At 61.0% G+C, this 13,465-nt stretch carries 12 protein-coding genes; 5 read left to right on the top strand and 7 right to left on the bottom strand.

What is annotated here, in order from left to right:
* The first annotated feature begins 205 nt into the window (after positions 1-205).
* The 5 genes from mdoH to ACI3K0_RS13470 are packed head-to-tail and all read left to right on the top strand — an operon-like array spanning position 206 to position 5,380.
* Entirely contained in the window at positions 206-2,134 is a 1,929-nt protein-coding gene (gene mdoH, locus ACI3K0_RS13490; RefSeq protein WP_404945426.1) for a glucans biosynthesis glucosyltransferase MdoH, read from the top strand.
* Complete coding sequence (locus ACI3K0_RS13485; RefSeq protein ID WP_404945425.1) at positions 2,131-3,108, top strand: zinc-binding alcohol dehydrogenase; 978 nt, start codon at positions 2,131-2,133, stop codon at positions 3,106-3,108. The genes mdoH and ACI3K0_RS13485 overlap by 4 nt, the downstream gene beginning before the upstream one ends.
* A 21-nt stretch (positions 3,109-3,129) precedes the next feature.
* Positions 3,130-3,528 carry a 6-carboxytetrahydropterin synthase gene (locus tag ACI3K0_RS13480; RefSeq protein ID WP_183824914.1) on the top strand — a complete coding sequence of 133 codons (399 nt, stop codon included), beginning with the start codon at positions 3,130-3,132 and terminating at the stop codon, positions 3,526-3,528.
* A 5-nt stretch (positions 3,529-3,533) separates the two neighbouring features.
* The gene (locus tag ACI3K0_RS13475; protein ID WP_404945524.1) at positions 3,534-4,598 is read left to right on the top strand and encodes a glycosyltransferase family 4 protein; all 1,065 of its coding nucleotides are present in this window, start codon (positions 3,534-3,536) and stop codon (positions 4,596-4,598) included.
* A complete protein-coding gene (locus ACI3K0_RS13470) occupies positions 4,595-5,380 on the top strand; it encodes a methyltransferase type 11 (RefSeq protein WP_404945424.1) in 786 nt (261 codons plus the stop codon). Before ACI3K0_RS13475 ends, ACI3K0_RS13470 begins: the two co-directional genes overlap by 4 nt.
* Before the next feature lie 62 nt (positions 5,381-5,442).
* Here the strand turns inward: ACI3K0_RS13470 and pta are convergent, their stop codons facing one another.
* From pta to ACI3K0_RS13435, 7 genes are all read right to left on the bottom strand, one after another.
* Complete coding sequence (pta, locus tag ACI3K0_RS13465; protein WP_404945423.1) at positions 5,443-7,554, bottom strand: phosphate acetyltransferase; 2,112 nt, start codon at positions 7,552-7,554, stop codon at positions 5,443-5,445.
* Positions 7,555-7,671: 117 nt separating this feature from the next.
* Positions 7,672-8,874, bottom strand: coding sequence for an acetate/propionate family kinase (locus ACI3K0_RS13460; protein WP_404945422.1), 1,203 nt, complete (start codon positions 8,872-8,874; stop codon positions 7,672-7,674).
* Positions 8,875-9,086: 212 nt separating this feature from the next.
* Positions 9,087-10,259: an acetyl-CoA C-acetyltransferase gene (locus ACI3K0_RS13455; RefSeq protein WP_404945421.1), complete on the bottom strand. Its 1,173-nt coding sequence runs from the start codon at positions 10,257-10,259 to the stop codon at positions 9,087-9,089.
* A gap of 171 nt (positions 10,260-10,430) precedes the next feature.
* A complete protein-coding gene (locus ACI3K0_RS13450; protein WP_404945420.1) occupies positions 10,431-11,087 on the bottom strand; it encodes a 3-oxoacid CoA-transferase subunit B in 657 nt (218 codons plus the stop codon).
* Complete coding sequence (locus ACI3K0_RS13445; RefSeq protein WP_404945419.1) at positions 11,084-11,743, bottom strand: CoA transferase subunit A; 660 nt, start codon at positions 11,741-11,743, stop codon at positions 11,084-11,086. The genes ACI3K0_RS13450 and ACI3K0_RS13445 overlap by 4 nt, the downstream gene beginning before the upstream one ends.
* 67 nt (positions 11,744-11,810) lie before the next feature.
* Complete coding sequence (locus ACI3K0_RS13440; RefSeq protein WP_404945418.1) at positions 11,811-12,122, bottom strand: hypothetical protein; 312 nt, start codon at positions 12,120-12,122, stop codon at positions 11,811-11,813.
* A gap of 4 nt (positions 12,123-12,126) precedes the next feature.
* Positions 12,127-13,464 (bottom strand): acyclic terpene utilization AtuA family protein, encoded by a 1,338-nt coding sequence (locus ACI3K0_RS13435; RefSeq protein WP_404945417.1) that lies wholly within the window; start codon positions 13,462-13,464, stop codon positions 12,127-12,129.
* Position 13,465: the final 1 nt, after the last annotated feature.

Here is a 13,465-nt window from a genome sequence, read left to right as displayed (position 1 = left end):
ATTGAGCCTTCGCCAGCCGATATGCTGACGGGGCTTTTTTGTCTTTCGAGGGTATGAAGCCTTCGCTGACCGAGCATTTGTTCGGTGCCATGCCGGATCACCCGTTCGTGACGGTAGGGGCAGATCGTTTGAACGCGTGCGTGCTTGTTGAAACGTAATCGGCTCCTACTTTTAGCTTTCGGACACCCACCGAAAGCATGCCTCAATGGATCTGCATACCAGTCGGCCGAAAACCGCCGAAACTGTCCCTGGCGACGGTCTCGAGAGTGGCCATAAGCCTCGCGGCGAAACTACGCCGGAAATCACCTTTCGATATGCGGGGCTCCCGATCGGCACGCGACGGATGATTGTGCTGGTGCTCAATCTCGCAACGATTGCAGCGCTGGGATATGGGCTGTTCCGCCTCCTTTCACCGGGCGGGATCGATCTGTTCGAGGCCGTCATGTTGCTCGGTTTTCTGCTGGCCATGCCCTGGACCGTGCTTGGCTTCTGGAATGCGATCATCGGACTGATGCTTCAGCATGGGCCGGGTAATCCTGCCCGCAGTATCTATCCGTTTTATCCGCAGGGTGAGCGCGGTCGCCCCAATAGCCTTTCGTCGCGAACCGCACTGACATTGTTTCTGCGAAACGAGGATCCGCTGCCGGCTCTGGCACGGTTGGAGGCGATGTCCGACAGCCTGAAGGCGACGGGCCTCGCGCAGCATTTCCGGTTCTTCGTCTTGAGCGACACATCCGACCAGGCTATTGCGAAAGCCGAGGCCATGGGCTTCGAATGCTTCGTTGGCGCGGTCGCTTTTCCCGCTGAAAACCGCCCGGTCTACCGGCGGCGTGAAGTCAATACCGGCTACAAGGCCGGCAACATTCACGACTTTCTCGATGAATACGGCGAGGATTACGACTTCTTCCTGCCGCTCGATTCAGACAGCGTCATGTCCGGCGATGCGATCATCCGCCTTGTCGCGGCGATGGAGGCCCGGCCCGAGATCGGCATTCTTCAGTCGCTTGTGGTCGGCATGCCGGCGACCAGCGGGTTCGCGCGGATGTTCCAGTTCGGCATGCGCCATGGCATGCGCGCTTTCACCATGGGCGCGGCGTGGTGGAATGCCGATTGCGGCCCATATTGGGGCCATAACGCTCTGATCCGCACGACAGCGTTCAGAGCCCACTGCCATCTGCCCGTCCTGCCGGGCGCACCGCCGCTCGGCGGGCATGTGCTGAGCCATGACCAGTTGGAAGCCGCCTATATGCGTCGCGGTGGTTACGAAGTTCGGGTGCTGCCGGTCGAGACGCAGAGCTTCGAGGCCAACCCGCCGACATTTCCCGATTTCGCCAAGAGAGATCTGCGCTGGTGCCAGGGAAACATGCAATATTGGCGTTTCCTGTTCGAGCCCGGGCTGAAGACGCTCAGCCGGTTCCAGGTTCTCCAGGCTATATTGATGTATGTCGCGCCGCCGGCCTGGATCGTCGCAACCTTTGCCGCCGCGTGGAAAGCCATCTCTGGGGAGTTCGATCCCGCCTATCTGCAGTTGGGCCTTAGTCTCTTTGCCGTCATCTTCTTCATGTCGGTAGCCCCAAAACTCGCCGGCATGCTCGATGTGTGTCTGACCAAAGGCGCGGTGCGGCGTTATGGCGGACCGCTGCGGTTCGGCTTGTCGGCAATAATCGAAATTCTCGCCTCGATGCTGATGGCGCCGATCATCGCGGTCTACGTGTCAGTCTTTCTGCTCGGCCTGCCGTTCGGACGCTGTGTCACATGGAGCGGTCAGAACCGCGACAGGCTTGGGGTCTCCTTTCTTTCGGCCTTGAAGACAATGGGACTTCAAACGGTCATCGGTTTTATGCTCGCAACCGCTCTCCTTGCAGGAGCAGGAGTAACGGCTCTTCTGTGGACATTGCCTATGGTTGTCGGTCTCTGTCTGGCAATCCCGTTCACAATGCTGACCGCCTCGAAGAGTTTCGGCCGCTGGACGACGCGCTTCGGCCTGTTCGCCGTTCCCGAGGAAGTGCGCATGCCGCGGATCTTGAGCCCGCTCGTGCCGCATGCCGCCCGTCGCTGGAGACGCCGCGCGACTGCACCTTTCCATCGGGATACGACGGTTCAATCCCAAGCTTTGGTGGATAGCCATACATGACGACATCGCGCGCCTTGTGGCTGACGGGTAAAATGAAGGCAGAACTGAAACCGACAATGATCGGAACGCTCACCGAGGGCGAGCTGCTTGTCGAAAGCCGCTTTGGCGCCATCAGCAGAGGCACGGAGGCTCTGGTGGCCGAAGGATCGGTGCCGGAGAGTGAACACGACTGCATGCGCGCCCCGTTGCAGGATGGTGAATTCCCGTTTCCGGTGAAATATGGTTACGCTGTCGTCGGCACGGTCAAGGCGGGCGCAGAGGCGCCTGCCGGTCAAACCGTCTTCTGTCTCCATCCGCATCAGGACCTGTTCCATGTGCCGGCAGATATGGCTGTAGCCGTTCCGCCCGATGTGCCGGCATCACGTGCCGTTCTTGCCGCGAATATGGAAACGGCTCTCAACGGCATCTGGGACGCGAACATTCTTGCCGGCGACAGGGTAACCATTGTCGGTGGCGGACTTGTTGGGCTTCTCGCCGCATATCTTTCGGCAAGAATACCGGGGACGGATGTCACCTTGATCGATGTGAACTCCGAGCGAGAGGCGCTTGCCACCGCTTTCGGTTGCCATTTCGCCCTGCCCGGCGAAGCTGAGGGGTCTGCTTGCAACAGCGACGTGGTCATACATGCTTCGGCGACATCCGAAGGCCTTGCGACCGCCATTTCTGTCGCCGGCTTCGAGGCGAGGATCGTCGAAATGTCCTGGTTTGGTGAAGGCATGGTCAATATACCGCTCGGCGGACGGTTTCACAGCCATCGCCTGTCGATTGTCGGCTCGCAGGTTGGCCATGTCCCGGCTGCAAGGCGAGCCCGTTGGCCACTTTCGCGGCGGCTTGAAACAGCGCTCGCTCTCTTGGCGGACGACCGGCTTGATGCTCTCATTTCCGGTGAGACCGCTTTCGATGATCTCGCCGCAAGCTATATCCGGATCCTCGCCGATCCGAATACGTTGTGTCACCGCATCCGCTATTCCTGACAACCGGAGAATCCAAGAACGATGTTTGCCGTCGAAGTGCGCGACCACATGATGATTGCCCATAGCCTGCCGCGCGAGGTTTTCGGTCCCGCCCAGGCCATGCACGGCGCGACTTTCGTTGTCGACGCCGCCTTCATGACGGAGGATCTCGATGACAACGGCCTTGGCGTCGATATCGGGCTGGCGACAGTCGTGCTCAAAGACGCCTTGGCACCGCTCAACTACAAGAACCTCGATGAACTGGATATCTTTCGCGGCAAGGTGACCACCACCGAAGTGCTGGCCAAGCATATCTTCGACGATCTGCGTCGACGCATTGAGGCGGGCGAGCTTGGGCCGGGCGGCAAGCGGATTTGTCGCTTGAAGATCATGCTGCACGAAAGCCATGTGGCGCGCGCATGGTATGAGGCCGCGATTTGAACGGTGTGGATGAGGAAGCCGGAGCACCGCATCTCGTGTTTGCCATTCCCGGAGACATCGAGACCCGCAGTGGCGGTTACAGTTATGATCGGCGAATGATCGCGGAATTGCGCAAGCTTGGCTGGCAAGTCGACCATATGAGACTGCCGGACGGATTTCCGGCTCCAGGCCGCGACGAACTTGAGACGGCGGCACGGCACTTTGCCGGTCTTGCGAAAAATAGCCTCGTGCTTGTCGATGGGTTGGCCTTCGGCACCATGCCCGATATTGCAAGGCGGGAGGCGGAGCGGCTGAAGCTCGTCGCGCTCGTACACCATCCGCTGGCGATGGAAACCGGGCTTTCACAACAGCGAGCGGAAGAACTCAGGCAAAGCGAAGTTGATGCGCTGGCTCATGTGCGCGGGGTGGTTGTTACAAGTCCCGAGACGGCCCGCATTTTGGCTTGCAATTTCGGCGTTCGACAGGGTTCGATCTGTATCGCCATACCGGGGACGGCACCTTCCGAGCAGGCGCATGGCAGCATCGACGGCGCACCGCCGATGATCCTTTCCATCGGCTCGCTGACGCCACGTAAGGATCATCAGACGCTTGTCGCGGCACTGGCGAAACTTCGAGATCGTTCATGGCAATGCCGTATCGTCGGTAGCGACAGGATGGATCTCCAATCCGCCTCCGCCCTGCGCCGGCAGATTGCAGAACTTGGCCTAAACGACAGGATTGCCGTGACGGGTGCCCTTGATGACGTTGATGCCGAATATGCGGCGGCCGACATTTTTGCGCTCGCGAGCCGCTACGAGGGGTTCGGCATGGTGTTTGCCGAAGCCATGGCGCGAGGCCTGCCGATCGTCGGCTGCCATGGCGGTGCGGTACCTGATTTAGTCCCCGATCGCGCTGGCATTCTGGTAGAACCTGGTGATGCCACTGGGTTTGCAGAGGCGTTGGCGACGATGTTGGATGAACCTCAGAAACGGCGGGACTACGCTGCCGGTTCGCTTGCCGTGGGCCTGAATTTGCCGGATTGGCCGGCGAGCGCCAGAATTCTTTCCGATTTTTTGGAAGGTATAGGATGAGCGGCTTCGACAAGACTTGGCTTGACCTGCGGGAAGCTGCCGATCATGCGGCGCGGGATCACGGCCTCCAAAAGCAGGTGATCGATCATCTGGCTGCGGTGCATGGAGAAACGCTGGTTGTCGATCTGGGGGCCGGGACAGGGTCGACCTTCAGGGCTTTTCTGCCTAAGGCTCTTCATTGGCGCTGGCGGCTGGTCGATAATGATCCACTGTTGCTAATCGAGGCAAAACGCCGGCATGCAGGGTCCGCACGGATTGAATGTATGGAGGCACATCTGGATGCCCCGGCTGACAGCCTGTTTTTCGAAGCGCGACTTGTGACGGCCTCCGCTCTTTTCGATCTTGTTTCGGAGAGCTTTCTGGCCCGGCTGGTTTCAGAACTCGCCCAGACAAATATCGGCCTTTATGCCGCACTGAATTATGACGGTGTCTGTCGCTGGGACGAACATCATCCGTTGGATGATGAGGTGGTTGCGGCGTTCAATGTCCATCAAAGGCGAGATAAGGGTTTCGGTCCGGCACTCGGCCCAGACGCTACGCCGGTTCTGCGCAGGTTGCTGGAGGAGCAGGGGTTTCAGGTCGCCTTGGCACCCAGCCCGTGGCGGCTTGATAAGGCACATGCGGAGCTGCAGCGGCAATTCATTTTCGGCATTGCGAGTGCCGCTGCTGAAACAGGGCTTGTTGAGGAAGCTGATGTGAACGACTGGCGACTGGCACGGCTGCAGCAGGCGGAAAGCTCGGACTGCCTAGTCGGGCATTGGGATCTGTTTGCATTTCGTTGAGGCTGCGCTCATCACGCCGGCATGTGAAACCGGCGTGATGTTCTTTTTCTGTGCCCTACGCCTTATTTCGCGCCACCCGTCTGCTGGTCAGCCTGGATTGCGGTGAGAGCGATGGTGAAGACGATATCGTCGACGAACGCGCCGCGCGACAGGTCGTTGACCGGCTTGCGCAGGCCCTGCAGCATCGGGCCGACGGAAACGACGTCGGCAGAGCGTTGCACTGCCTTGTAGGTGGTGTTTCCGGTGTTGAGATCCGGGAAGACGAAGACATTGGCGCGGCCTGCGACCGGGCTGTCGGGCGCCTTCGAGCGGCCGACGCTTTCGACGCTTGCCGCATCATACTGGATCGGTCCGTCGATCAGCAGGTCCGGCTTGCGCTGTTTTGCAAGTTCGGTTGCTTCGCGCACCTTGTCGACATCGCCACCGGTGCCGGACGTGCCGGTCGAATAGGAGATCATCGCCACCCGCGGATCGATGCCGAAGGCTTTTGCCGTGTCGGAAGACTGGACGGCGATTTCCGCCAGCTGGTCTGCCGTCGGGTTGGGGTTGATGGCGCAGTCGCCATAGACCAGAACCTGATCGGGCATCAGCATGAAAAAGACCGACGAGACGATGCTCTGGCCCGGCTCCGTCTTGATCAGCTGCAGGGCAGGGCGTACCGTGCTTGCCGTGGTATGGACCGCACCGGAGACCAGACCGTCGACTTCACCGACGGCGAGCATCATCGTGCCGAGAACGACCGTGTCTTCCAGCTGGGCCATTGCCTGGGGAGGCGTCATGCCCTTGGACTTGCGCAGCTCGACCATGGCATCGACATAGTTGGCGCGCACGGCGGCCGGGTCGAGGATTTCGAGATCGGCGGGCAGTTCGATGTCCTTGGCCCTGGCGATCATCTGGATGGCATCGGGGCGGCCGAGCAGGACGCAGCGGGCAATGCCCTTCTGGTGGCAGATGACGGCAGCCTGCAGCGTGCGGGGTTCTTCACCCTCGGGCAGCACGATGCGCTTGTTGGCGCGGCGTGCACCCTCGATCAGGTGGTTGCGGAAGCGCGGCGGCGAAAGCCGGGCTTCGGTCGAGGTGCCGATCCGGTCACGCAGCGATGTCGTGTCGATATGTTCGGCGACGAAATCGATGACCTTTTCCATGTGCTGGCTGTCATCCTGGCTAACATGGTAGCTCAGATGCGCCAGGCGGGAGGCGGTGGCATAGGTATCGTCGGGGGTGGACAGGATCGGCAGGATGTTGGAGCCGACCGAGGCCATCAGGTCTGCGACCGGGGTTGCCAGCGGTGCGCCGCAGGTGAGAAGCAGGCCGGCAAGCGGCACGCCACGGCTATGGGCGAGCGCCGAGGCAAGCGCGATATCGCTGCGGTCACCGGGCATGACGACCAGGGTTTCCGGACGCAGGCGGTCGATCATCTTCTCGACCGAACGGGCGCCGACGACGATCTCGCGGACACGCACGGCATCGAGCTTGGAACCCTGCACGACGCTCAGATCGAGCGACGAGACGAGGTCGGACAGGCGTGGCGTGTTGAGATTCGGCTCGTACGGGATCGCGCCGAGGATGGTGCTGGTTTCCATTCCGGCTTTGGCAAATGCAGCCGTCAGAGCCTCACGCCGGCTTTTCTCAGGCAGCTTGTTGACGAGCAGGCCGGCAAAATGCCCCTCGGCGTCGCGCATATACTGACGCTCGGCGAGCGCAACCGTATCGGTCAGCCGCTTGTCATCATCGACACCGCTGACGACCGGAACCACTTCGGCGTCGAGGCTGCGAGCAATCTCGACATTGAGCCTGGGAACGATCTGCAGATCGGTAAACGGGATCAGGCCTTCGACGACAACCACGTCATGATCGGCGCGCAGGGCTTCCGTCATCGTTGCGACTTCTTCCAGCAACAGATCGAGTTCGCCCTTGCGCAAAAGATCTTCCGCATGGGTAAATGCGATCGGCTCGGGGGCCTCCGTCAGGCACAGGCTGCGGGCAAAATAGGTGGAGACTTCGGTCGTCTTCAGCGGCGAGCCGGGATGTTCACTGGCCGTCGGCTGAGCGATCGGCTTGACGAAGCCGACCTTCAGACCGTCACGCTGCAGGGCTCGCACGAAACCGAGCGCTACGGCGCTCAGGTCGACGTGTTGCGCCAGCGGTGCGAGAAAAATGAGATGTGCCGACATGAAACTATCGCCTTTCGATTTGTCATGACCGTTCCGGCCATGCCGGGAAAAATCTATTTTGAGGCGCCCGGCAACCCTTCGTATGGACCGGACGCCTCGGAATTTGATCGGACCGCCTCAACTTGCCTTACCTATATAGGGCCGGGCCTCGTTTGCTATGGCCCATTCCTCGTTGGTGGCGATGACGGCCGCAGCCGTCCTGCTGCCGGAAGCGCTGATCACGCCGCAACGTCCGCCGAACATCTGGCCATTGGCTTCGTCATCCAGCGCAATGCCGAGCACCTTGAGCCGGGCGATCGTCTTGCGGCGTACGAAGGCTGAGTTTTCGCCGATGCCACCGGTAAACACGACTGCGTCGAGACGGGGCAGGGACGTGGCAAGACCGCCGATATAACGGGCGAGGCGATGGACCATTGCATCGAGTGCAAGAATCGCACCCTCATGACCTCCAGCCGCAGCACTTTCCAGCGTCCGGCAATCGTTGGAGAGGCCGGAAAGGCCAAGCAGGCCGCTCTCGCGGTTGAGCAGCGTGTCGAGTTCGTCGATAGAGAGCTTATCCTGCTGGGCAAGGTGGAAAATGGCGCCGGGATCGATGTCGCCGGAACGTGTGCCCATGACGAGGCCTTCAAGCGGGGTGAGACCCATAGACGTATCGACGCTTTCGCCGTTCACGACTGCGGTTGCCGAAGAACCATTTCCGAGATGGGCAATCACGAGGCCATGATCCCTGGGGTCGAGGCCCAGCAGTTCCACGGCTTCCTTCGCCACAAATCCGTGGCTGGTGCCGTGGAAGCCGTAACGGCGGACGCCGGCATCACGATAGGTCTGCGGAATGGCATAGGCATGCGCGGGTTGCGGGATGGTCATGTGGAAGGACGTGTCGAACACCGCCACATGCGGTACCCAGCCGAGCACTTCCATGGCGACACGCACGCCAAGCACGTTTGCCGGATTATGCAGCGGAGCGAGATAGGAGAGGGTCTCGATCTCGTCGAGAACTTTGGTATCGAGGCGGATTGCCTTGGTAAAACGCTCGCCGCCATGCACGATCCGGTGTCCGACAGCACCGATCGCGTCCAGCAGATCGCGTTCCTTCAGGCTGTCCATCAGTCGGCGCAGCGCTGCGTCATGGCTGCCTCCATCAAGGGCGATCGTCACTTTCGCATCGTTTTCCTTGAGGATCAGTGAGCTTTCCGGCTGTCCGAGATTTTCGGCAAGGCCTGAAACGGCTGCCGTACGGCCTTCACCGGCAAACAGGCTGAACTTCAGCGACGAGCTGCCGCAATTGATGATGAGAACGTGTGACTGATCTTTGGCCATTCATGTAATCCCCTGGCGGGGCGTGCCGTATAGGCACGGTTCCTCGTCGCAACGGCCGTCGCCGCTCGCGCCTGTCCTGTTGATATCGATTTCAATATTGCTGCGGGTTGCGTGACCAGCTTTGGCTACAGCCCGTTCCCCCAAAATTGTCGAGGCGTGGGCACCCACCAGATGCCCACGCCTTTGCGAAGCCGAAGCTTCACAGGGGTGTCTCAGAACGCTTCGACGCAAAGCGCGATGCCCATGCCGCCGCCGATGCACAGCGTTGCGAGACCCTTCTTGGCGTTGCGGGCTTTGAGTGCATGCAGCAGCGTGACGAGGACGCGTGCACCGGAAGCGCCGATCGGATGGCCGATGGCGATTGCGCCGCCATTGACATTGACCTTGGCCGGATCCCAGCCTAGATCGCGGTTGACCGATAGCGCCTGTGCCGCAAACGCCTCATTGGCCTCGATCAGATCGAGATCGTTGATTGTCCAGCCGGCCCGTTCCAGCGCCTTGCGCGAGGCGGGGATAGGACCGGTGCCCATGATGGCCGCATCGACACCCATCGTTGCAAACGAGGCGATCCGGGCAAGCGGGGTGAGACCACGGCGAGCAGCTTCCTCTTCGCGCATCAGCACCACGGCGGCAGCACCGTCGTTGAGGCCAGAGGCAGTGCCCGCCGTCACCGTGCCGTCCTTCTTGAAGGCGGGCTTGAGCCCGGCCAGAACGTCGAGCGTCGTGGCGCGCGGGTTCTCGTCGGTATCGACAATGATGTCACCCCTGCGGCCCTTGATCGTCACCGGCACGATCTCTGACTTGAACCGGCCTTCGGCGATTGCGGCTGCAGCCTTGGTCTGCGAGGCAAGTGCAAAGGCATCCTGTGCTTCACGGGTCAATGCATATTTGGCTGCTACGTTTTCGGCGGTGATGCCCATGTGGTAGTCGTTGAACGCATCCCACAATCCATCGCGGATCATCGTGTCGACGAACTCGGCCGGGCCCATCTTGATGCCGGTGCGCAACACGGCGGCATGCGGGGCAAGGCTCATGTTTTCCTGGCCACCGGCCACCACCACATCGGCATCCCCGGCAAGGATCGACTGGGCGCCGAGTGCGACCGCACGCAGGCCCGAACCGCAGACCTGGTTGATGGTGAGTGCCGTGGCGCTCATCGGAATGCCTGCGGCAACGGCTGCCTGGCGGGCGGTGTTCTGGCCCTGACCGGCGCTCAGCACATGGCCGAGCACGACATCGGAAACGGCGGAGGCTTCAAGCTTGGCCCGTTCGAGAGCTTCGCGGATGACGATCGAGCCAAGCTGGCTTGCGGGAAGGGTGGAAAGCCCACCCATGAACTTGCCGATCGCAGTGCGGGCGGCAGAAACAATTACGATGTTGGTCATGGTTTTTCCAATCCTGCCGCATGAATTCGTGACCTTCCGGCCTTCATCTGCAGCGAAAGAGAGAAGATGGCGCAGGAGATCCGCGCCTCGACATTACGGTGGCTCGATGAGAGCCGGAATGACGCGGGAGGGACGACGGAGGAGGATACGCCCCTCCCGCAAACCGATAGTTCAGGCCGCGATGCCCATCACGCCTGGAACCTTCGGTATTAACAGTGTGGCTTCCGACGCTGCGACAACCTGATCGACTGTCACGCCGGGAGCAGTTTCCAGAAGCACAAGCCCTTCCTCGGTCGGCTGGATCACGGCCATTTCCGTGACGACCAGATCGACACGGCGAACGGAGGTGAGGGGCAGCGTGCACTTCTTGATGATCTTCGGAGCGCCCTTGGCCGTGTGGGTCATGGCAACGATCACACGCTTGGCACCCGAAACGAGGTCCATCGCGCCGCCCATGCCCGGCACCATTTTGCCCGGCACCATCCAGTTGGCGAGCTGGCCTTCTTCATCCACCTGCAATCCGCCGAGAACCGTCACATCGAGATGGCCGCCGCGGATCAGTGCGAACGACAAGGCGCTGTCGAAGGCGCAGGCCCCGGGTAGGGCACCGATCGGAGAGCCGCCGGCATCGGTGAGGTCAGCTCCGGCAAGACCCGGATCAGGCAGGGCGCTCATGCCGATAATGCCGTTTTCCGACTGGAAGGAGATGCCAGCATCGGAGGGCAGGTAGTTTGCAACCATGGTCGGCAGGCCGATCCCGAGATTGACAAGATCGCCGCGCTTCAGTTCCAGCGCGACGCGCCGGGCGATGATTTCTTTCTCGTTCATTTCTCGGCTCCCTTCGCGACGATCACGTCGACAAGCACATGCGGGGTAACAACGGCATCGGGCTCGATGCAGCCGATGGGGACGATCTCGTTCGGTTCGGCAATCACCAGCTCAGCGGCCAGCGCCATCAGCGGGTTGAAGTTACGCGATGTCAGCGAATAACGCAGGTTGCCGGAATAGTCGGCGCTACGGGCGGAGATCAGCGCGATATCGGCCTTGATGGCCTCCTCCACCAGATAGGTCGTGCCGTTCAGTTCGACGGTCTTTTTGCCCTCGCCTGCCGTTGTGCCGACACCCGTTGGCGTCAACACGCCGCCAAGTCCGGAACCGCCGGCACGCACGCGCTCGGCCAGCGTCCCTTGCGGAACGAGATCGACCTCGAGTTCGCCCGCGATCATCAGTTTCTGGGTCTGCGGGTTGGTGCCGATATGGCTGGCAATCACCTTCTTCACCAGACCGGCATCGATCAGCTTGCCGATGCCGACACCGGGGCGGGCCGTATCATTGGCGATCACGGTCAGGTTCTTTTTGCCCTGGCGGACCAGTTCGTCGATCAGCAGTGGCGGGGTGCCCGCGCCCATGAAACCGCCGATCATCAATACCGCGCCATCCGGGATCTGCTCGACTGCAGCTGCGACGCTACTTACTTTTGACATGGATCTTTCCTCTTCGGGGGAGGCGGGGCAGCCCGCAAGAGTTCAGGCTGCCCGCACCTTTGGCGCCTTAGTTCTTGGCCGGAATGTCCATCGCGAGAAGCGCGGAGGCCAGGCATTTACCGTGTGCATCAAGGGCAAGCGAGCGAGTTACGCCGCCGCCGAGAGCATCCTGCATGACGAAGTTGAGTGCGCCGAGCGTCGGGATTTCGTAACGAACGACGTCGCCGTTGACGATGCCCTTGAAATGCGCCCTGACCCGTTCGGGCGTGACGTATTCGCGGACCCGTTCGTAGTCCTTCTGGTCATAGACGATGACGGAGATGTTGGAGATGTTGCCCTTGTCGCCGGTGCGGGAATGGGCGATGTCGAAGAGTTCCATAGCCTTAAGCCTCCAGATATTCGATGACGGGAACGACCTTGTCGCGCGGGAAAAGCGCGGAAAGCATCGCAACCACCTGCTTGGCCGATTTCGTGGCGCCACCACCGCTGGCAGGGCCATTGGTGTAGAGTGTCTCGACTTCATTGCCGATGCGCACGGCTTCCTTCATGCTGTCGCAACGGCCGGTGACACGGACACGAACCTCGGTCGGTTCAGGAGCAGGGGCCAGAACGTCAGCGTGGATCGAGTTGACGCCGATCAGATCGAAGCGCAGCTCGTTGGCCTTGACGCCGGTGATCTTGAGCCTTTCCCTGACGATATCGAGAGCCAGCTGGGCACGCGCCAGCGCACCGGGACCAGCATAGGAAATCTGGCCTTCGCCCATGTAGCCGTCGTTATAGCCGACCGAAACCTTGAAGGTGTCAGTGCGGGCACGACCGGTTACGCCACCGACCTTGATGCGGTTGGGAGCTATTTCGGTAAAGGTGATCTGCGAGAAGTCGGCAGTCACATCCGGCGTCAGGTAGGTCTTGGGATCATGAACCTCATAGAGGATCTGTTCCTTGCAGGTGTGCTCGGTGACCTTGCCACCCGAACCCTCGACTTTGGTGATGACGATCGCGCCGTCTTCGGAAACTTCCGCGATCGGGAAGCCGAGGCGTGCGAGGTCGGCAACGTCCTTCTTGCCGGGTTCGGCGTAATAACCGCCGGTGACCTGACCGCCGCATTCCAAGAGGTGGCCGACGGCCGTGCCCTTGCCGATCTTGTCCCAATCGTCCTGCGACCAGCCGAATTCATGGATCTGCGGGGCTAGGAACATCGACGGATCGGCGACGCGACCGGTGATGATGACATCGGCACCGTTGGCAAGTGCCTCGACCATGGGGGCGGCACCCACATAGGCGTTGGCGGAGACGAGCACGCTGGCCATGCTGGAAGCCGGAGCGCCGGTTTCAAGAATATTGGTGTCGCTGACCTTGAGGGCTTCGACGACATCATCCCCGGAGATTGCTGCGATCTTGAGCTTGCCGAGACCCAGACGGGCGGCAATTTCGCGAACCTTGGCAGCGCCGGCCTGCGGATTTGCAGCGCCCATATTGGTGATGATCTTGATGCCGTTCTTCTTGCAGATCGGCAGCACGGCCTCGAAACGTTCGACCAGCAGCGGGTCATAACCCTTTGTCGGGTCGTTCAGCTTGGCGTTCTGGGCGATCGCGATGGTGCGCTCTGCCAGGCATTCGAAAACGAGGTAGTTGATGTTGCCTTTTTCGGCGAGTTCCACCGCCGGCTCGATGCGATCGCCGGAATATCCGGCTCCGGATCCGATGCGAATAGTACGCATT

It is taken from the genome of Rhizobium sp. ZW T2_16, assembly GCF_044987325.1.
Classification (GTDB): Bacteria; Pseudomonadota; Alphaproteobacteria; order Rhizobiales; family Rhizobiaceae; genus Neorhizobium; species Neorhizobium cellulosilyticum.
The sequence above is the reverse complement of the archived record's forward strand: the minus strand, read 5'-3'. Positions and strand labels throughout refer to the sequence as shown.